This is a genomic window from Vibrio sp. 947 (assembly GCF_033339115.1).
Lineage (GTDB): Bacteria > Pseudomonadota > Gammaproteobacteria > Enterobacterales > Vibrionaceae > Vibrio > Vibrio alginolyticus.
Genome location: NZ_JAWOTX010000001.1, coordinates 383,378 through 401,926 on the forward strand (window position 1 = coordinate 383,378; position 18,549 = coordinate 401,926).

The window sequence follows — 18,549 nt, forward strand, 5'->3', positions numbered from 1 at the left end:
TATTCAAAACGGGCATGAACGCACGGTGGCTTTCTGCGCCCTAAATAATGAGATTGATGATGAAAAAGTCGACCCTTTCTGCAGTGATTTTAGCAGCGCTTACTTCTAGCTCAGCCTTTGCTGCACACACTTTTGTTAATGACGCTGGCGACAGCCTAACCATCGATGGCCGTTTCGATCTTCGCTACCAAGACCGTGGCGGTGATGACAACGGCGAATGGAACAGCGGCAGCTCACGTTTCGGTTTGAAAGGCCAAATGGGTCTGGATAACGGCTGGACTGGTTTCGGTCACGCGGAATGGGGCTACAACTCTGGCGCGAACGGCGACAACATTTACGACCGCTTGCTATACGCAGGTGTTGATCACGAAAAATACGGCAAGATTGCTGCGGGTACTAAGCAGTGGTCTACCTTCTACGACGTAGCATGGTACACCGATTTAGGTCGTGTATTCGGTACTCGTGGCTCAGGTGTTTACAACCTAGCTGACTGGGGTATCGCATCAGGTGCAGGTCGTGCAGAAAACTCAATTACGTACCGTAATTCAATTAATGAAAAAGTGAGCTACGGCTTTACTTACCAAACCACGCGTGAAGATGTTGCTCTAGCAAGCAATGCGACAGCCTCATTGAAAAACGGCATGGGTGCGTCTATCACTTACAAACCGGTTGATGGCGTAACATTGGGTGCGGCTTACCATCAAAATGAAGTTGCGGATCTAGACGCAAGCGTGGTTGGCGTAGAAAACGGCGACAACATGCGCATCATGTTATTGGGCGCAAACTACAGCAACGGTGGCTTCTACGCAGGTGCGACTTTCCACGTTGGTGAAAACTGGGAAGCTGTGAGCCAAGGCGGTACGGACGTAATGTTCGATACCCTAGGTGGCGAAATCTACACTTACTACCACTTCGACAACGGCCTACGCCCAACGTTGAACTACAACTACATGGAAGATCGTGGTGACGAGACGCAAGGTTACGAGCGTAACTTGCTGATTCCTGGCCTTGAATACCACTTCCAGAAGAACAAATTCCTAGTTTGGACTGAATACCAGTTCGACCTAGGTAAAGATCAGTACGATGGCAGCAAATTCGAAAACCGTGATGATCAATTCGCGGCAGGTATTCGATACTACTTCTGATAATACTCATCACTCACCACCTATACCCAAGTAACCTTAAGGTGGTGAGTGATGAAGTTCTTATCAACACAAAGCAAAGTTATCTTGAAGCCAAGTAGTCATCACTTCACTAACCATTAAAGGCTGCTCAAGCGTAGATAGATGCCCACACTCAGGGATAACATGAAGCGTGACGTTTGGGATGCATCTCTCCATGAGCAGATGATTGTCTAGCGGACAAAGCTTATCTTCTTTACCTGTTATCACCAACGTAGGAGCTTGAATGTCCGCCAATAAAGGTCGAGCATCCGGGCGAGTTGCTAACGCTTTAGCATGTGCTTCAAATGCCTCCAAACCTACATTAACCGCCATGCCTTCGATACGCTCAGTTAACGCTTTGTCTTGCAAACGGCTTGGATGAATCAGCACAGGCATCAGAGTGTCAGCCGTAATGCGTTCAAACTCACCACTTAACGCACGGCTAACCAGTGCATCACGCTTTTGTGTCACTTCTGGTTTTTCATCTGCTGCATTGGTATCCATAAGGATCAAGCCTTTAACTCTATTCGGCGCTTGACGGTACACCTCAAAGGCAAGAATCCCACCCATTGATACACCACCCAAGACAAACTCCTGCGGTGCATCTTGCAAGACTTTCTGCGCCAGCTGTTCCATTGACGGCAATGAAGCCAGCGTCGGGCATGTAGGCTCAACCCAACTTGGCAACGCTCGGTTGACTTCCTCAAACAATGTGCCATCACAAAGTAGTCCGGGTAGCCAAACTAACGAGGTGGGTTGCGTCATTTTATTCTCCTGCAAGCGGCTTTGGTTGATCAGACCCAAGAATGCAATACGTCAAACTATTACCACGCAAGTTCGTCAGTGAGTATGACGCACCTTCTGGAACATTCAGCACATCACCACGCGTTAAAACAACGTTAGCTTGTTCGCCTTGATGTGTGAGCACCACCTCTGTATCGCCATCAAAGTTGATAAGCACTTGTTTTTCTTCTCGGCAGTGTTGAGGAATCGAGCCACCTTCAGAAAGCTCATAAGCCATGATGCTCACTTCATCTTCACTCTTTACTTGGAAGTCATAACTCGCCAAAGGGTGACCCGTTAAGGCGTATTGTTTCACGTTGCTTCCGCTGAAATCGCCTTTGATTTCACGATAATCTTTTTGCAGAGCGACAAATGGCATCATCTCTTCTGCGGTGTAGGTATCGAAGGTCGCGAGCTCTTCTTCGGTAAGCAGCGGCATCAATTCTGATTCTTGTGGCACCGGGTCGCCATTAATAGTGTCCACAAGTGTGCCATCGGCTTTGAGGTATAAACCATAACCTTGACTGTCTTTAATAACGTTTGGATGCCAAATAACGCCGCCACCTGAATCGTCGCCGCCAAGTACCGAGAACATAAAGCCGTAATCGCGGCCAACCACTTCAAATCCACGGAAGAGATTGGTTGGAATCGAGATGACGTCACCGTGAGACAACACCGCCTCATGCTCTCCATCGTTCCCCCAATAAAAACGGAACTGACCTTTGAACACCAAGAAAAGCTCAGCGGTGCGATGAGAATGTAACGAATTTTTGATGCCCGGCGGTTGGCCTGCGGCACCAATATTAAAGCCCGCCGTATCGCGAATATGAACATGCTGACGACTGCTCTCTGCCACCCCAGCACCGATAATACAAAAGTTATCTTTGAGATCACTGCCTGGCGTGCGCGCATCAATAAACGCACTCGTACCCGGAATCAGTTCCATATAGCGGACCAGGTTATTATTCATTTTAGATTGTAGAGTCATTGTAAATCCTTGTTGTCCTTGTTTGGACCTAGCCTTTGAATTGTTAGTTACAAACCGAGCGTTAGTTACAGTCCTAGAGGCCGCCCACCATCAACCGCGATGGTATTGCCTGTCGAGAAGGTCAAAACTTCTGCTGCGGCGTACACAGCTTGAGCGACTTCTTCATCATTGGCTAAACGCTTAAGCGGTGTGGATTGTTCTTGTTGATTACGCCATGCGTCATCCAAGCCTTTGACAAACTCAGTGTCGACAAGCCCTGGAGCAACAGCCAGAACTCGAACCTCGGGAGACAGAGCGCGAGCTAAAGAACGGGTCATGTTCTCCGCGGCAGATTTACTTGCACAGTAAGCAATGTTGCTCCCCATCGCAGTCTGTGCCGCGATAGAAGTAATGTTCACCACACAACCATTGGCTTGCTTAAGCCAAGGCTCAAACGCTCGAACCATGGCAAAAGGCGCACGGACGTTCACTTGGAAAATTTGGTCAAACAGCTGGTCATCTAGACTTTGCAAATCAGAGTGCGCGACGAATTTCGTCATCCCCGCACAGTTGACCAACAGATCCAGCTTGTCGCTTATTTCACTGACTTGATGTTTAAGCTGTTCAATCGCACTAGAATCTGCCACGTTCAATTTGAATGCTAGATGCTCGTTACGTGGCAGCGAGGAAAGCACATCCTCGGCCGCTTTCTGATTACTGTTGTAAGTCAGAATTACGCGATATCCCGATTCAGCTAGCTTGCGACAAATGGCGGCACCCAGTCCGCCACTGCCGCCTGTGACTAAGGCAAGTTTCGACATATTACGCCTCTTCCACTTTGCCTTTGTAACGGCGCACACGAATATCCGCTTGCTCTTTGTGACCTGCGAAACCTTCGAGTGCACACAAGCGAGAGCAGTACTCACCGACTTTTAGCGACGCAGCTTCCGTTACACGCTGGTAAGTACAGGTCTTGATAAATTTACCTACCCAAAGACCACCGGTGTATCGCGCCGCTTTCTTCGTTGGCAGTGTATGGTTGGTACCAATACATTTATCGCCGTAAGAAACGTTGGTTTCACGACCTAGGAACAAGGCACCGTAGTTGGTCATGTTATCTAGGAAGTATTTAGGATCTTCCGTCATCACTTGAACGTGTTCAGAAGCGATATCGTCTGCCACTTCCACCATTTCTTCGTAGCTATCACACACAATCACTTGTCCGTAATCTGCCCACGCTTTACCCGCGACTTCAGCCGTTGGAAGAATGGTTAACTGACGTTCGATCTCTTTAATGGTTTCTTGCGCAAATGTTTCGCTATTGGTCAACAATACAGCGGGAGAGTTGTAACCATGCTCAGCCTGACCAAGCAAGTCTGCCGCTGCCAATTCCGGGTCACAGCCTTTCTCATCAGCAATGACCAAGGTTTCCGTTGGCCCTGCAAACAAATCGATACCAACGCGACCAAACAACTGACGTTTTGCCTCTGCCACAAATGCGTTACCCGGCCCTACAATCATATCGACTGGCGCAATAGTCTCTGTACCAAGAGCCATTGCACCTACCGCCTGAACACCACCGAAGCAGTAGATTTCATCCGCACCCGCCATTGCCATCGCAGCGACAATCGCGACATTCGGCTGGCCGTTAAACGGAGGCGCACAAGCAATAACACGTTTTACGCCCGCGACTTTCGCCGTCAGTACACTCATGTGAGCGGATGCAACCAATGGGTATTTTCCACCAGGGATGTAACAACCCACGCTGTTTACTGGAATATTTTTATGCCCCAGTACCACACCAGGCATGGTTTCTACTTCGACGTCTTTCATTGAGTCACGTTGAATTTGAGCAAAGTTTCGAACTTGTTGCTGAGCGAACTCGATATCATGACGAGTCGATTCATCAAGCGCATCCACACAGGCTTGGATCTGCTCTTCTGACAGGCGGAATTGCTCCGGCGACCAGTTATCAAACTTTTCAGACAACTCACGTACAGCGCTATCACCTTTCGATTCAATATCAGTAAGAATGCTTTCAACAATCTGACGCACTTTTGCGTCGTTTGATGCTGATGCTTCTTCAGTGATTCCGTTTTTTAAAATGCGTGCCATTGGTTTTCTCCTTGAACATTGAGGCTGACGAACGGTTATTTTTATGCTTTTGGATACGAATGCAAAATCAGATTAAACACTTAATTAACATTTGACAAGTTAAGTCAACAAACCACAAAAACCACCCTTAAGCCTTTGTATTAATTAATTTAAACAAATAAAAGCAAGTAATAAGGACCTTGATTGAGTTTAATTTTTAATCAAAAATGAGTTTTAGATCACATCATTTTTACTCATCATTTACATTTCTCCGTGTTAGTTTTTGCATACCTTTGCAAAGGAGATAATCATGAGCAATTTTAAGCAACGTCTGACTAAAGAAACGCTATTAGGTACATTTGTTAAAACCCCTCACCCTCACATTATCGAGGTATTGGCACTGGCAGAGTTGCCTTTTGTGGTACTGGATGCAGAGCACGCACCTTTCGATCGTTCCTCGCTTGATCTGTGCATCATGGCGGCCAGAGCGAATGACCTCGCGTGCGTGGTACGAGTACAAGACAGCGCTCCTTCAACCATTTTGAACGCGCTTGACTGTGGCGCGGCGGGTGTACAAATTCCCCATGTTTGTACTGCTGAGCAAGCGACGCAACTGGCGAAAATCTGCCATTACGGAGAAGGTGGCCGAGGGTATGCAGGTTCCAGTCGAGCAGCGCAATACGCCACTAAGCCCATGGTTGAACACTTAAAAGACAGCCGTGCGAATACGATTGTCATTGCACAAATTGAAGACCCTCAAGGGGTTGAAAATGTTGAAGCGATTGCCAATGTTGAAGGAATTGATGCGCTCTTCATTGGCCAAGTTGATCTCACTGTCGCTTATGGTGCTGATAGCGTTCATGATGAGAAAGTCGCACAAGCAAGTATGCGAGTAATCGAAGCGGCCAGAGCCGCCAATAAACCTGCTGGCATGTTTGTCGCGACGGCTCAACAAGCTCGGGAATGGCGTGAACTCGGCGTTAGCTTCTTTTGTGTTGGCTCTGAACACAAAATGATCATTGATGGCTTCAAGCAAGAGAGAAATGTGATGAATTCTTGAGTTTTCTCTGATATTTACGCCTTATCAATGTAATGCTCTAGACACAGAAATCCCCTAGCCCATACACTCAGCACGTATGAGAAGGTTCAATGGCCTTAAATAAGGAGTATCACCATTAAAGCGAAAGTAACTTCGATCGACGTCGCGAAGATGCTCGGCGTCTCTCAATCGACGGTATCTAGAGCATTCAGCCCGACTGCGAGTATTAGCGAGAAGAAACGCAAAATGGTGATGGATGCCGCAGCTAAGCTCGGATACACACCGAATGCCATCGCCCGAGGTCTGATTTCGAATCGTTCAGGCTTAGTGGCGATTGCGTTAGATAGCGAATCAAACCCAATGTACGACATGCAATCTCGTGCTTTGGCTGTCGAAATTCAAAAGCGAGGCGGACAAGTTGTGCTTTGCCCTATCGACAAGGACGACCTCGATCTCGCCATTTCACGCGCCATTGAATACCAAGTGGACGGACTCGTTATCGCCACCAGCCGTTTAACCTCACGCGCGTTTGCCCAATGCGAAAAGTTTGGCGTTCATTTAAGCTTGATTAACCGCTACGCCGAGGGTATTAATGCCAATAGCTCTGGTATTGATAACCGATTGGCGGGCCAACAAGCTGCGGAGTATTTAACGCAGAAAGGCGCAAAACAGTGTGCTTATATCAGTGGCGATGCTGGCTCCATGACCAGTGAAGAGCGTTGGCTGGGTTTCTCTTCAAAGTTGCAAGAACTCGGCGCTCCATCACCAACGTTTATCCAAGCCAAGTACAGCTTTGAAGCAGGCTTAGAAGCAGCGAAAGCGATCTTGTCGCACACTAGCAAACCCGATGCAATTTTTTGTGCAAACGACATCCTCGCCATGGGTGTGATGGATGGCTTGCGACAAGCCGGAGCAAAGATCCCCCAAGACTTCTCTGTGATGGGTGTAGATAACATTCCGATGTCTGCATGGCCGAGTTATGATTTGACCACCATTGCTCAACCAGTCGACAAAATTGTTAAACGAGCGGTTGAAGACTTGATGAATCGAATCAACGGCAACCTGGATGCAACTGGCGAATACCTTTTCGAGCAAGGCACCTTGATCGAACGTAGTAGCACCATTTAATAAATCCATTTTTATTCATTCTTCATAAACAAAATGTCTTGCTTTCGAGTAAGGCATTTTCTGTGATCACGATTAAATTTTCACCAATCGTTATTTAATTCCTCATCAATTCATCAATCTTGTTATTGACTTGTTACTTTAATGTTTTATTTTGGATTCGTATGCAAAATGGATATGAATTGCTCAACTAATTTATAAAAACATAAAAAGTTGTGTGACTTGCCGACGAATGCCCATGGCAGGTCATACCAGAAACAAGGAAGAACGATGAAGAAAGCAATCCTTACTTCACTTACCGCACTGGGGCTTGTATTTAGCAGTATGAATACGTTTGCAGCCAGTGTTATTCGTCTTGCTCATGACAGTCAAGAAACCTCTCCCGTACACAAAGCAATGCTCTATTTCGAACAAGAAGTGGAAGCTCGCTCAAACGGTGAGATAGAAGTTGAAATCTATCCGGCAAGACAACTAGGCGATGTGCGTGAGACGACTGAACTCGTGCAGCAAGGCAACTTACAAATGACGTTTGGTGCGTCAGTTTTACTCTCTCCCTACGTCCCAGAGTTTAACGTGCTCGACGTGTTCTACCTTTTTGATAGCGAAGAGCAAGCACACAAAGCGCTCGACAGTGAGAAGATCGGACAACCATTGTTGAATGCTATGGAATCAAAAGGCTTTCATGGACTTGGCTTTATGGAGGTCGGCTTTCGTAGCGTGACCAACAACAAACAGCCAATTGATAGTATTGAGGACCTGAAAGGGCTAAAGATTCGCTCGGCATCTAACCCCACTCAAATAAGCGCGTGGAAATCTATTGGTACTGCACCAACACCTCTGTCTTGGGGAGAAATTTTCACCTCGTTACAACAAGGCCTGATTAACGCTCAAGAAAGTGCTATCTACTCTATTTACGCCGAACGTTTTTACGAGGCACAAAAGTACCTCTCTTTAACTAACCATATATACACCAACTACGTGTTGTTCATGAACAAATCGTTTTGGGATTCACTGCCGGCCGAACAACAAACGCTGATCAGTGAAGTAAGCAAAGAAACCATCGCAAAACAGCGTGAGCTCGCCGCGCAGCAAAACCAAGAAGTAATCAAAGAGCTCGAAGCAAAAGGCATGACGGTTAACATCGTCCCAGATGACGTGCGCAGCATCATGAAAGAGAAAATGAATGCAGCCGTGTACCAGGACTTGCGCAGTAAAACGGGTAAAGACTTGTTTGACAACGTGATGGCCGAGATAGAACGCCTATAACTCCCACTCTTTTGCACGATCTGGCAACAGGTCGTGCTTTCTCGTTTTGGAGGTGAACATGAAGTGGTTTCGCTTACTAGACAAATACCTAGAACCAACCCTTATCGTTATCGCGATCTCAACGATGACAACTTTACTGTGCTTGCAAATCGCCCTACGCCTGTTCGATGCAACGATCGCGTGGGCTGAAGAGCTGGCTCGTTATTTATTCGTATGGGCGATGTACCTGAGCATCAGCTACTGTATCCGAGATGATCGACACATCCGCATTCGTGTGTTCATCGATAAACTTCCGGGCAATTGGACGCAATTCAGTTTGATTGTCTCTGATCTTATCTACCTTGCCTTTAGTGCCACTGTCGCCTGGTTTGGATTTAAGGTTATAAACCGCAGCCTGCAACTCGGTCAGATTGCACCCGCAATGGAAATTCCTATTGCGTGTTTGTATGCCTCTGTTTTAGTTTGCGCACTATTAAGCTGCGCGCGCCTAGTGACAAGCCTTTATCAACGTGTGAACGCGTGCTCCACCAGCAATGAACGAGTTCGCTTTTCTCGCCAACGCTATCGCCATATCAAAGCAAAGTATCGTACTTCTAACCGGCTATTGGAGTTTAACGCATGACGTCTGCACTTTTGTTTGGCAGCTTTGGTCTGCTTCTGCTCATTGGCGTTCCGGTCGGTATTGCTCTGGCGGCAGCCAGTATGGTCGCGATATTAAGCCTGCCATTCCTTAACATCGAGTTTTTAGTCCAAGGAATGGTAACAGGGCTCGACTCTTTCCCTCTCCTCGCCGTCGTTCTTTTTACCTTAGCAGGTAACCTTATGAGCCAAGGAGGGATCTCAAAACGATTATTGCATGTGGCGGAGGTCTTCTTTGGCCACTTTACTGGCGGGCTTGGCATCGTGGCCATTGTGGCGTGTATGTTCTTCGCTTCCATCTCTGGTACAGGGTCTGCCACTGTTGCCGCTATCGGCCTGACGATGATTCCCTCGATGGTGAAGAAAGGCTACGACCGCAGCTTTGCAGGTGCTTTAATCGCTTCCTCCGGCGGAATTGGCGTCATTATTCCACCATCTGTGGTGATGATCGTCTACGCGATCACTGCTGAAGTCTCCGTCACTAAGATGTTCATGGCGGGAATCATTCCTGGCTTGGTCGTCGGTATGGTATTGATCGGCTACTGTCTAATTGTCTCAAAAATGCGGGGCTACACAGGTAACGAACGCAAAGCCACTTGGTCAGAGCGTCTTTCTGCGCTAAAAGAAGCCAGCTGGGCAATGCTACTCCCCGTGATCATTCTCGGCGGTATCTATTCCGGAATCTTCACACCTACCGAATCAGCCGCCATTGGTGTGCTCTATGGCTTATTCTTTGGCATGTTTGTTTATAAAGAACTCAAACCAGCGCAAGTGGTGAAAATCATTCTAGAGTCGTCACTGTTAGTTGGCGCTGTGCTCGTCATTGTGGGTGCGTCCGTGACGTTTGGCCGCATATTGACCCTAGAACGTCTACCGACCGAGATCGCTCAGTTCATTCTATCGATTACCGAAAACAAACTTCTGATACTGCTTTGCATCAATGTCCTGTTGTTGCTCGTCGGTACCTTTATGGAAACGCTGGCAGCGATTGTTATTCTCACACCAATTCTGTTACCCATTACGTCAGCACTCGGCATGGACCCCGTTCATTTTGGTATCGTGATGATCGTGAACTTGGCCATTGGCTTTGTTACGCCTCCTCTGGGTGCCAACCTGTTTATGGCAAGTCAGGTAGGCAAAGTACCGATAGAGTCGCTCTCTAAAGCCATCATGGGTTGGATTGGTGCAATGATAGTGGCCTTGATGTTGATTACCTTCATCCCTGCCATCTCGCTATCGTTACCTGCGCTTTTATCCTGATCGTTGCACTCATAGAGCGCTTATGACTGTTATAGCCACTAGATAAACACCTTTCTAGTGGCTTATTCGTTATCTACTTCCGATTTAATAAAAAAGCCTTTAAGCATTCGTATGCAAAAGGAAAAGCTGAAAGATATAAGGATAATTGACACCAAAATAGCTGAATATTAGCGATAAAGTCTATTTGGGTGCCTTGATCTGCATGATTATCAGTTTTGGCTTAATCATTTGTTTCCATTCATACAAATCAAAATAAATTAAGCGATTAAAAAACAATAAGATATTAGGGAATTCATACAAAAAACTTTGACCTCCTTTCTTATTAACACGTCTCGATAAGAGATAGCTTCCATCTCGCCTGTGCTTTTTTAGTTTGTTTTCTGCTCAATTGTTAAAAACCTGATCATCAGCACGCTATTTAAACAATCGAAAAACAATCCGTTGACAAAATGGCAACATGATATATTTTGAATACGTAATCAAAACATAATTCAAACATAATTATTCAATTACGGAGGTGATTTATGGCCATGGTTGGCTTCGATGAAAAGTGGCGTGACTTTCCCGACTACATTCTTGGTATCACAAAAGAGATTTGGGAAGACCGAGGTTTAAACACCTTAGAACACTACTACTCTCCCGACATTGTTGTGCGCACTCCACTCTCCATCGTTCAAGGAAACGAAGGGGTGATCAGTGCAACAATGGCGACACTGGCCGAGTTTCCCGATCGCACGCTATATGGCGAAGACGTCATTTGGTCAGGCACCCCGGAACAAGGCATGCTTTCTTCTCATCGAATCATCTCTACTGCAACACACAGTGGCAACGGCTTCTATGGGCAAGCTTCGAACCGCAAGCTTCGTTTCCGTATTATCGCAGATTGCCATGCTATCAATAACCAAATCAATGACGAATGGTTGGTTCGCGATCAAGCCGATATCGCGAAACAACTGGGCATGACGTCAGAAGAGTTTGCACGCCAACAAATCGAATTTGAAGGTGGCGTGGAATCAAGCCCATTTCCGTTCACACCTGAAGTCGACATTCCTGGACCTTATTTGGGCGTAGGCAACGACAACGAATATGGTCAGCGCTATGAAGCAATTCTCAGAAGCCTTATGAATGCCGAGTTCTCTATAGTACCGAAAGAGTACGACCGCGCTTGCATCGGCGAATACACTGGCGGTCAAAATGCCCTATCACACTCGGAAGTCGATCATTTTTGGATGGCACTTCGTGCGTCTTTCCCAAATGCTCAATTTACCGTTCACCATCGTATTGGCCGGGATGACGACATGATGTCACCACGCGCGGCAATTCGATGGTCTTTGCACGGTAAGCATGAGGGATATGGGATGTTTGGTAAGCCTTCAGGAAAAGAGGTTTACATCATGGGGATCAGCCACGCTGAGTTTGGCCCTTGGGGTCTTCGTCGCGAATTCACTTTGTTTGACGAGACCGCAATCTGGAAGCAAATCCTGCTTCAGCAAGGCTAACGGCTGACTAAACACTATTTATTAAAATCACAGACAGTAAGGAAGCAACATGTCACTCAACATCATCGAACAGTTCTACCAGAACTACTTCAAAGCCGCAGACATCGAGCAAAAACAGGCCGCTCTGCAAACTTTGAACCCTGACGTAAAATGGTGCGTGGCGCACCCTGTGAACGATCTTAATGGCCCAGATGCAACCCACGAATCTTTCCTCTCACCACTTGTTAATGCTTTGCCTGACGCCGAGCGCCGACCAATAATTGTTATGCACGGCGAATACGAAGGCCGCACTTGGTACAACTCTACCGGCTACTTTATCGGTACATTTGAACAACCACTGTTTGGCATCCCAGCAACAGGGAAAACACTCTACTTGCGTTACACCGAAATGGTGTGTGTGGAGAACGACCAAATCACCGAATCTTACATGATCCCAGACTTCATCGACGCGATGAATCAAGCAGGCTGCAACCCTCTTCGTAAAAGCTTAGGTCACGATGGCTTGGTTCCTTCTCCTGCAACTTCTAACGGTATTCAACAATCTGTTGTGTCTTTGGAAGAAAGTGAAAAGAGCGCCCAGCTGGTTGAAGATATGCTGTCTTGCTTGGGTCGTTTTGATGGCAAAGATCTTTTCTCGATGGATTTAGAAAACTACTGGCACAATGACTTCATGTGGTACGGCCCTGCAGGTATTGGTACTACGCGCGGTATCAAAGGTTTCCGTAACCAGCATCAAGCGCCATTTGTGTTTGCGTTCCCAGATCGAAGTGTCGATATTGAGGTCAATTTTTTGGCCAAAAATGACTACGTATCCACAGGTGGTTGGCCACATATGCATGGTACTCACACTGGTCACAGTGGCTGGCTCGGTCTTGCCCCAACCGGAAAACACATCGAACTTCGCGTTATGGACATTTGGCGACGCGAAGGCGATTTACTGAAGGAAAACTGGGTGGCGATCGACATCGTTCATATCCTGCTGCAACTTGGCTATGACGTGTTTGCACAAATGAAAGAACAGTTAGAAGGACCTAATTATGCATGAGTTTGGCGCACTTAACTGGAGCATCCTTGGGGGATACATCGCCCTAACGCTAGTACTGGGTGCGGTGATTGGTAAGCGAGTCACTTCAGCTAGCCAATTCGCTTTGGGTGATAAGAGCATCCCTTGGTGGGCGATCGGTATTTCTGTCGTTTGTACTTACGTGAGTGCCATGTCTTTCCTTGGCGGGCCAGCTTGGTCTTACAAAGAAGGCCTGTCGGTTATCGCGATTCACCTCAATTATCCGCTGGTGATCTTCTTCATCGTGGCTGTGTTTATGCCGTTTTTCTACAACAACGGTTTAACCTCCATCTACGAGTATCAAGAACGACGCTTCGGTAAGGCTTCACGACTGACTTTGTCTTTTATCTTCCTTATCAAACAAGCATTGAGCTCGGCAGCCGTACTCTACGCGACAGCAATGATTTTAGAGTTCATTACTGGTATCGACGTGATGTACTGCATCATGATCGTCACTGCAATTGCCCTTATCTACACCGTAATGGGCGGTATCGCGGCTGTCATTTGGACCGATGTGATTCAAGCAGTAATCTTATTTATTGGCGCATTCATCATCATTGAAGCCGTTTGGAATGGCATGCCTGCTCCAATGACGGAGGTCATGGCAGAACTCAAAGCGAAAGGAATGACCGATGCCCTACAAACAAGTTTTGACCTAAGCCAAGTAACGACTGTATGGGCCGGCGTTATCGCAATGACGATGTTCCACACCACCGTGTATGGCGGTAACCAGATGATGGTACAACGTTGTATGGCCGCGAAAAACATGGGCGATGCGAAAAAGGCAATGTTGATGATGGGCTACGTGGCCTTCTTTATTTACTTTGTCTTTATCTTGCTTGGCGTCCTGTTCAACGCTTATTACGACGGTAAAGAGTTTGAAAACGGCAACACCATCATTCTTCATTATGCGAGTGAATATGGAATGCCAGGCTTGATGGGCATCATTGCCGCTGCGATTCTGGCGGCAAGTATGTCGAGTCTCGATTCCGCATTTAACTCAATGGCGACCGTTTCTGTGGCTGACTTTTACAAACGCTTCTACAAGCAAAACGAGTCGGAAGAGCATTACTTAAAGGTATCGCGTTTCTTCACGGTGGCGTGGGCGATTTTGGTCATCATTCCAGCGATCATGTTTGCCACCAGCACAGGCTCGGTACTGGAAGTGCTGAGTAAGGCAGGCTCTTACTTTGTCGGTGCGAGCTTCTGTATGTTCGTCCTTGGTTTCTACTCAAAACACATTACGGAAAAAGGCTTGTTAATTGGCGTTGCTGCTAGCTTCTTGGTGATCTGGTATGTAGCCGTTGCGACCGATATTGCGTGGCCTTGGTATTGCGTGATTGGCGTCCTTGTGAATGCCGTTGTCGCTTACATTGCTAGCCTTCTCCTGACGGGTAAACAAGATGAAATGCATCTTTACACAGTGAAAGGCCAGCAAGCGGAATATGCTCGTCTAAATAAACCAATCAAGGAAGATGGTTGGTATGTCGTTCCCGGCAAAATCGATGCTCCATGTTATGGCTTACTAGTGATGTTTGTATTCTCGATCGTGATGCTTTGGGAGATCAACGCGTTTACCGACAACGCTCCTATGCTGATTAACTTTATGCGTGGCTGCTCTATTCTTGTCGCTACCGCTTGCATCGGATACATGGGGTATTCACTCCTCTCCCCGAAACGTAAAGTTGCAGTCAAACAAGCAAATTAATGTTCTTTACGTAGATACTGTACGTCCAACAAACGGACAGTATCTACGCTCTAGATCTAGTGCTAGCTCAAAGCAAATCGAATGGGTTAACCCACATTTTGCTTTTTAACACTCCAAAGCCATTATTCTACTTAGGATACCCCGTCAGAACATTTATGAATACGTACCTATTTATGCTAGTCTTATGACCTCAAACACTGGCAACTAAGTTTTATTCATGAAATCAATTAAACACGTAGTCACATCAAAAGATGTGGCAAAGATGGCAGGCGTCTCTCAATCTACTGTATCGCGCGTGTTTGTTCCGGGTAGCTCAGTATCCGAAAAGACCAAGCAAAAAGTCTTTGAAGCGGCTAAAGCCCTTAACTACCGCCCTAACGCCTTTGCACGTAGCCTGACCACAAACGAATCGAAATTGATAGGTTTGGTGTTTCCTGATGCGGATTACCCTATCCATATGAAAACACTGCAGTTAATTTCCAGTGAGTTACAGAAAAAAGGTTATTCTGCCGTATTGATTCCATGGCAAGTGGATGAAGAAGAGGGCCACTCAATCCCAAATATCTTCCAGTATCGCGTCGATGGTGTCATTGCTGCTTCCGCAACCTTCAATAAGTCCCTTTATGAAGAATGTGAAGAGTTTAATATCCCAATTGTTCAATACGCACGAGTTGTTGAAGGTACTAGGAGTAGCTACGTTATCAGTGACAACTACGAAGCAGGCCAACAAGCCGCGCAACTTCTGCACAAAAGTGGCGTGAAGAACGCGGTTTATTTGACGGGAGAAGTGCCAACCTTTACGAATGACGAACGCCAAAGCGGCTTCTGCTCTGAATTTGAAGACCTAACCGGCAAGACGCCACGCATCATTGAAGCCAGCTATGACTACGCGAGCTCACTTGATAAAGTCCGTGCCATACTGGCAGACAAAAATCGGCCTGAAGCAGTGTTCTGTGCAACCGATAACCTTGCGATGGCGGTCATGGATATCGCCCGTATAGAATGCGGGTTGAGGATTCCTCAGGACTTACAAGTCATTGGTTTTGATAATATTCCTCAGACAGAATGGTTAAGCTATCAATTAACCACGTTCCGCCAGGATTTCCGTCGCCTCGCTCGCGAGTGCGTGAAGATCATTGTTGATCAAATTAATACGAAAAACGGCAGCCTAGTAAAAATGATGGTGCCAGTGAAGTTAATCGAGCGCCAGACAACAAAAGCTTAAATAGCTATAGCCAGCCATTCGGTTGGCTTTTTTATTTGCCTGTGACTCCCAAACGGCTCATTTAGTGTTGTAAGCATTAATGAACCCATGTATATTTATGAGCTATTACACTATATGAACCAAACAAAAAAAGGCTCATAATCCTTATGACCACGTATCTTTACACTCGTTATTCGCCAAAAAATCGAGCTTACCAAGAGCACCTTAATACTCTAAAAGCTTTTGCGCCCGAAGCTCAGCACTTTGAGGATAAGGTTCGTGGTTGCATGCCTCCAACCGAGAGAGAGGCATTCTTACGACTGCTCGATTCCGTCAGAGCTGGGGATACGATTGTGCTCTGGTGGCTGACCGCATTTGGTCGCGACTTTAGTCAAGCATTGAACACAATAAAAATGCTACTCGATAAAGGGGTAACATTGAAAACCGTATGTGAATCAATAACTTTTGAGCCAGATTCTGTTCAAACTCAAACACTACTCACAGTGTTATCTGGATATGGGAAAGTGCAGACTGAACATCGCCTGTTTGCCGCAGAGCAAGGGCGACAGGCCATTAAAGAGCAGCCAGAATTATGGAAACAGAAGTTTCGCGGCCGCCCCGCAAACAAAACCAAACACCAACAGATCGCAACGTTACTGCTAGAAGGCTACACATTGCAAAACGTGGCAGAGCAATGCGAAGTCAGTCTATCGACTGTGAAGCGGGTCAAAGCAAAGCTAAAGGAAGTGGATGACGAAGGCGGCTTAAGATCACGACGCCAAAAAGGTTGTTTGAATGGAGACCAGTCATGAGTCGCCCAATCAACTTTCATACTATACTACTCGCCTGTCTTATTATTAGCGTTGGCCAGTTGAGCATGGGGCTAGTCATGCCCTCTTTGCCATGGATAGCAAAAGACTTTTCCATCTCCCTCGACCAAGCTCAACTACTTGTGAGTATTTATTTGCTCGGCTTTGGCCCCTCTCAATTTATCTACGGGCCAGTGTCAGATGCTTTAGGACGAAAAAGAGTATTACTTACCGGTTTACTCATCGCGATGTCTGGTCTGCTGATGATTATTTTCTTCAGTGACACATTTACAGGGATGGTGATGGGGCGCTTTTTACAAGGGTTAGGTACAGGATGCTGCGCGGTACTCGCGAGGGCGTCGACTCGAGATAGATTTAGCGGGGATGAACTCCCAGTGGCAATGTCTTACATCGCCATGGCGGCTTCAATCACGCCACTTATTGCACCTGTGATTGGCGGCTTTATCAACTTCCACTTCGGTTGGAGTATGGTGTTTATTTCTCTATTGGGCTATGTCTCGCTGGCCTGGGTAATCATCGCCTTTAAGTTCACAGAAACCATCACAAAACGTTCTGTCATTCCGTCACCCCGAAAAATGTTACTCCAATACAAGAGCTTACTTACGTCTCGTTACTTTATGAGTTTCGCCAGTATCAGTTGGTTAAACTTCAGCTTAATGATTACGACAGTCTCTGTGATGCCATTTATCATGCAAGATCAAATTGGCATGACCTCCGCTCAATACGCGATGTGGGCGCTCATTCCCGCTTTGGGTATGTTATGTGGTACCACGATTTGTAACCGAGTAAGGCCAATTATTGGCAATAAAAAAATGCTGCTTTGCACCCCATTTCTTCACCTCGCTGCCGCAATATGGTTATTTTTCTGCCCTGTTGAGCCTCTATTTCTGATGCTAGGACAGCTATTAATGATCTTGGGTAATGGTATTGCCCTACCTTGTGCACAAGCGATGGTAATGCAACCTTATAAAAAGCAAGCAGGTGCCGCAGCGGCAATGTCTGGTGGTGGACAAATGGTCGTCTCCTCATTGGTCAGCTTAACTCTGGTGCAGCTTGGATTGAGTCAAGCATGGCATCTAGCGATCGTTATCGTAATATTTGCATCGCTTACCTTCACCAACATTCAACGTGGCTTCAGTGCAGAGCAACCTTCAGAACAATAACAAAAAACATACTATTGTCCTTATAGCTACAACAAATCGTATAAACTTAAATTTAGGAAAAGTTGGCGGATACTAACATGATGTTGCATTTAAGAATGGGCGCCTTAACACTCGCCACATTGATATCCGATGGTACTGATGCGAGCGCCAACGAGAACTGGCAGTTCGAGAGTGACAAGAATGGAATCACAATTTACTCCCGAGAACATAGTGACGGTTTAGTTGAGATCCGTGCCCGGATGTTCACACCCACCAGCTATGGTGCATTTTTAACGCTACTGGAAGACAGTGACAATATCCCGAACTGGATTGACAATGCCAGTCATAGCCGGGTTTTAAATCAGATATCGGCCACCGAGAACATCGTTTACACCCAGTTTAAAGCACCATGGCCTGCCAAAAATCGGGATATGGTCACCTACTCAAAGTACTGGGTCGATGAGCTGGGATTCATCATAGAAATCAAAAGCGCACCTGACTCATATCTTGCTGAACAAAATGGTTATGTTCGAATTCGCTCGGTTGATGCGACTTGGGAGTTACAAAAACTCACAAACGATACAACACTCGTGGAATACAAGGCGTTTGCTGATCCCGGAGGTCTATTGCCAAACTGGCTGATCAACAAACTTTCAAAAGAAAGTGCATGGGCGACATTTGGTAACTTAAGAAAAGAGTTACCTGAATATCAGCAATACTCTCATCCTCAAATAGATGAGTAAGCGTCGCTCTTCCCACTCGCTTTT

17 protein-coding genes are annotated in these 18,549 nt (G+C 46.5%); 13 read left to right on the forward strand and 4 right to left on the reverse strand.

Annotated features, from left to right (window positions below; translation table 11 throughout):
• The first annotated feature begins 59 nt into the window (after nucleotides 1–59).
• Nucleotides 60–1,145, forward strand: a complete 1,086-nt coding sequence (locus R7Q39_RS01680) for a porin (protein WP_017634480.1) — start codon at nucleotides 60–62, stop codon at nucleotides 1,143–1,145.
• A gap of 63 nt (nucleotides 1,146–1,208) precedes the next feature.
• Here the strand turns inward: R7Q39_RS01680 and R7Q39_RS01685 are convergent, their stop codons facing one another.
• From R7Q39_RS01685 to hisD, 4 genes are all read right to left on the reverse strand, one after another.
• On the reverse strand, nucleotides 1,209–1,928 hold the full coding sequence (locus tag R7Q39_RS01685) for an alpha/beta fold hydrolase (RefSeq protein WP_130545708.1): 720 nt from the start codon (nucleotides 1,926–1,928) through the stop codon (nucleotides 1,209–1,211).
• A gap of 1 nt (nucleotide 1,929) precedes the next feature.
• The gene (locus tag R7Q39_RS01690; protein ID WP_017634482.1) at nucleotides 1,930–2,934 is read right to left on the reverse strand and encodes a cupin; all 1,005 of its coding nucleotides are present in this window, start codon (nucleotides 2,932–2,934) and stop codon (nucleotides 1,930–1,932) included.
• A gap of 65 nt (nucleotides 2,935–2,999) precedes the next feature.
• Nucleotides 3,000–3,734, reverse strand: a complete 735-nt coding sequence (locus R7Q39_RS01695) for an SDR family NAD(P)-dependent oxidoreductase (RefSeq protein WP_047102420.1) — start codon at nucleotides 3,732–3,734, stop codon at nucleotides 3,000–3,002.
• Between the two features lies 1 nt (nucleotide 3,735).
• Nucleotides 3,736–5,028, reverse strand: a complete 1,293-nt coding sequence (hisD, locus tag R7Q39_RS01700; RefSeq protein ID WP_237305660.1) for a histidinol dehydrogenase — start codon at nucleotides 5,026–5,028, stop codon at nucleotides 3,736–3,738.
• Nucleotides 5,029–5,317: 289 nt separating this feature from the next.
• Between hisD and R7Q39_RS01705 the strand changes: the two genes are divergently transcribed.
• From R7Q39_RS01705 to R7Q39_RS01760, 12 genes are all read left to right on the forward strand, one after another.
• Complete coding sequence (locus R7Q39_RS01705; protein ID WP_318075689.1) at nucleotides 5,318–6,067, forward strand: HpcH/HpaI aldolase family protein; 750 nt, start codon at nucleotides 5,318–5,320, stop codon at nucleotides 6,065–6,067.
• Between the two features lie 150 nt (nucleotides 6,068–6,217).
• On the forward strand, nucleotides 6,218–7,174 hold the full coding sequence (locus tag R7Q39_RS01710) for a LacI family DNA-binding transcriptional regulator (RefSeq protein WP_005374746.1): 957 nt from the start codon (nucleotides 6,218–6,220) through the stop codon (nucleotides 7,172–7,174).
• A gap of 267 nt (nucleotides 7,175–7,441) precedes the next feature.
• Complete coding sequence (locus R7Q39_RS01715) at nucleotides 7,442–8,437, forward strand: TRAP transporter substrate-binding protein (RefSeq protein WP_318075691.1); 996 nt, start codon at nucleotides 7,442–7,444, stop codon at nucleotides 8,435–8,437.
• A 58-nt stretch (nucleotides 8,438–8,495) separates the two neighbouring features.
• Nucleotides 8,496–9,059 (forward strand): TRAP transporter small permease, encoded by a 564-nt coding sequence (locus tag R7Q39_RS01720; RefSeq protein WP_318075692.1) that lies wholly within the window; start codon nucleotides 8,496–8,498, stop codon nucleotides 9,057–9,059.
• The gene (locus R7Q39_RS01725; protein WP_318075694.1) at nucleotides 9,056–10,336 is read left to right on the forward strand and encodes a TRAP transporter large permease; all 1,281 of its coding nucleotides are present in this window, start codon (nucleotides 9,056–9,058) and stop codon (nucleotides 10,334–10,336) included. Before R7Q39_RS01720 ends, R7Q39_RS01725 begins: the two co-directional genes overlap by 4 nt.
• A gap of 524 nt (nucleotides 10,337–10,860) precedes the next feature.
• Nucleotides 10,861–11,835: an ester cyclase gene (locus R7Q39_RS01730; protein WP_054574863.1), complete on the forward strand. Its 975-nt coding sequence runs from the start codon at nucleotides 10,861–10,863 to the stop codon at nucleotides 11,833–11,835.
• Between the two features lie 49 nt (nucleotides 11,836–11,884).
• A complete protein-coding gene (locus R7Q39_RS01735; protein ID WP_318075696.1) occupies nucleotides 11,885–12,880 on the forward strand; it encodes an ester cyclase in 996 nt (331 codons plus the stop codon).
• Nucleotides 12,873–14,606 carry a sodium:solute symporter family transporter gene (locus R7Q39_RS01740; protein ID WP_318075697.1) on the forward strand — a complete coding sequence of 578 codons (1,734 nt, stop codon included), beginning with the start codon at nucleotides 12,873–12,875 and terminating at the stop codon, nucleotides 14,604–14,606. Before R7Q39_RS01735 ends, R7Q39_RS01740 begins: the two co-directional genes overlap by 8 nt.
• A gap of 217 nt (nucleotides 14,607–14,823) precedes the next feature.
• The gene (locus tag R7Q39_RS01745; protein WP_017820101.1) at nucleotides 14,824–15,831 is read left to right on the forward strand and encodes a LacI family DNA-binding transcriptional regulator; all 1,008 of its coding nucleotides are present in this window, start codon (nucleotides 14,824–14,826) and stop codon (nucleotides 15,829–15,831) included.
• Between the two features lie 146 nt (nucleotides 15,832–15,977).
• The gene (locus R7Q39_RS01750) at nucleotides 15,978–16,622 is read left to right on the forward strand and encodes a recombinase family protein (protein WP_213891035.1); all 645 of its coding nucleotides are present in this window, start codon (nucleotides 15,978–15,980) and stop codon (nucleotides 16,620–16,622) included.
• The gene (locus R7Q39_RS01755; RefSeq protein ID WP_064376320.1) at nucleotides 16,619–17,803 is read left to right on the forward strand and encodes a multidrug effflux MFS transporter; all 1,185 of its coding nucleotides are present in this window, start codon (nucleotides 16,619–16,621) and stop codon (nucleotides 17,801–17,803) included. Before R7Q39_RS01750 ends, R7Q39_RS01755 begins: the two co-directional genes overlap by 4 nt.
• Nucleotides 17,804–17,880: 77 nt before the next feature.
• Nucleotides 17,881–18,525, forward strand: coding sequence for an START domain-containing protein (locus R7Q39_RS01760; protein ID WP_213891033.1), 645 nt, complete (start codon nucleotides 17,881–17,883; stop codon nucleotides 18,523–18,525).
• The last annotated feature ends 24 nt before the right edge of the window (nucleotides 18,526–18,549 follow it).

What these genes read in the sequence shown, in the direction of transcription:
- R7Q39_RS01680 (WP_017634480.1), top strand. Translation starts at nt 60, where the DNA reads ATGAAAAAGTCGACCCTTTCTGCAGTGATTTTAGCAGCGCTTACTTCT.
- R7Q39_RS01685 (WP_130545708.1), bottom strand. Translation starts at nt 1,928, where the DNA reads ATGACGCAACCCACCTCGTTAGTTTGGCTACCCGGACTACTTTGTGAT.
- R7Q39_RS01690 (WP_017634482.1), bottom strand. Translation starts at nt 2,934, where the DNA reads ATGACTCTACAATCTAAAATGAATAATAACCTGGTCCGCTATATGGAA.
- R7Q39_RS01695 (WP_047102420.1), bottom strand. Translation starts at nt 3,734, where the DNA reads ATGTCGAAACTTGCCTTAGTCACAGGCGGCAGTGGCGGACTGGGTGCC.
- hisD (WP_237305660.1), bottom strand. Translation starts at nt 5,028, where the DNA reads ATGGCACGCATTTTAAAAAACGGAATCACTGAAGAAGCATCAGCATCA.
- R7Q39_RS01705 (WP_318075689.1), top strand. Translation starts at nt 5,318, where the DNA reads ATGAGCAATTTTAAGCAACGTCTGACTAAAGAAACGCTATTAGGTACA.
- R7Q39_RS01710 (WP_005374746.1), top strand. Translation starts at nt 6,218, where the DNA reads ATGCTCGGCGTCTCTCAATCGACGGTATCTAGAGCATTCAGCCCGACT.
- R7Q39_RS01715 (WP_318075691.1), top strand. Translation starts at nt 7,442, where the DNA reads ATGAAGAAAGCAATCCTTACTTCACTTACCGCACTGGGGCTTGTATTT.
- R7Q39_RS01720 (WP_318075692.1), top strand. Translation starts at nt 8,496, where the DNA reads ATGAAGTGGTTTCGCTTACTAGACAAATACCTAGAACCAACCCTTATC.
- R7Q39_RS01725 (WP_318075694.1), top strand. Translation starts at nt 9,056, where the DNA reads ATGACGTCTGCACTTTTGTTTGGCAGCTTTGGTCTGCTTCTGCTCATT.
- R7Q39_RS01730 (WP_054574863.1), top strand. Translation starts at nt 10,861, where the DNA reads ATGGCCATGGTTGGCTTCGATGAAAAGTGGCGTGACTTTCCCGACTAC.
- R7Q39_RS01735 (WP_318075696.1), top strand. Translation starts at nt 11,885, where the DNA reads ATGTCACTCAACATCATCGAACAGTTCTACCAGAACTACTTCAAAGCC.
- R7Q39_RS01740 (WP_318075697.1), top strand. Translation starts at nt 12,873, where the DNA reads ATGCATGAGTTTGGCGCACTTAACTGGAGCATCCTTGGGGGATACATC.
- R7Q39_RS01745 (WP_017820101.1), top strand. Translation starts at nt 14,824, where the DNA reads ATGAAATCAATTAAACACGTAGTCACATCAAAAGATGTGGCAAAGATG.
- R7Q39_RS01750 (WP_213891035.1), top strand. Translation starts at nt 15,978, where the DNA reads ATGACCACGTATCTTTACACTCGTTATTCGCCAAAAAATCGAGCTTAC.
- R7Q39_RS01755 (WP_064376320.1), top strand. Translation starts at nt 16,619, where the DNA reads ATGAGTCGCCCAATCAACTTTCATACTATACTACTCGCCTGTCTTATT.
- R7Q39_RS01760 (WP_213891033.1), top strand. Translation starts at nt 17,881, where the DNA reads ATGATGTTGCATTTAAGAATGGGCGCCTTAACACTCGCCACATTGATA.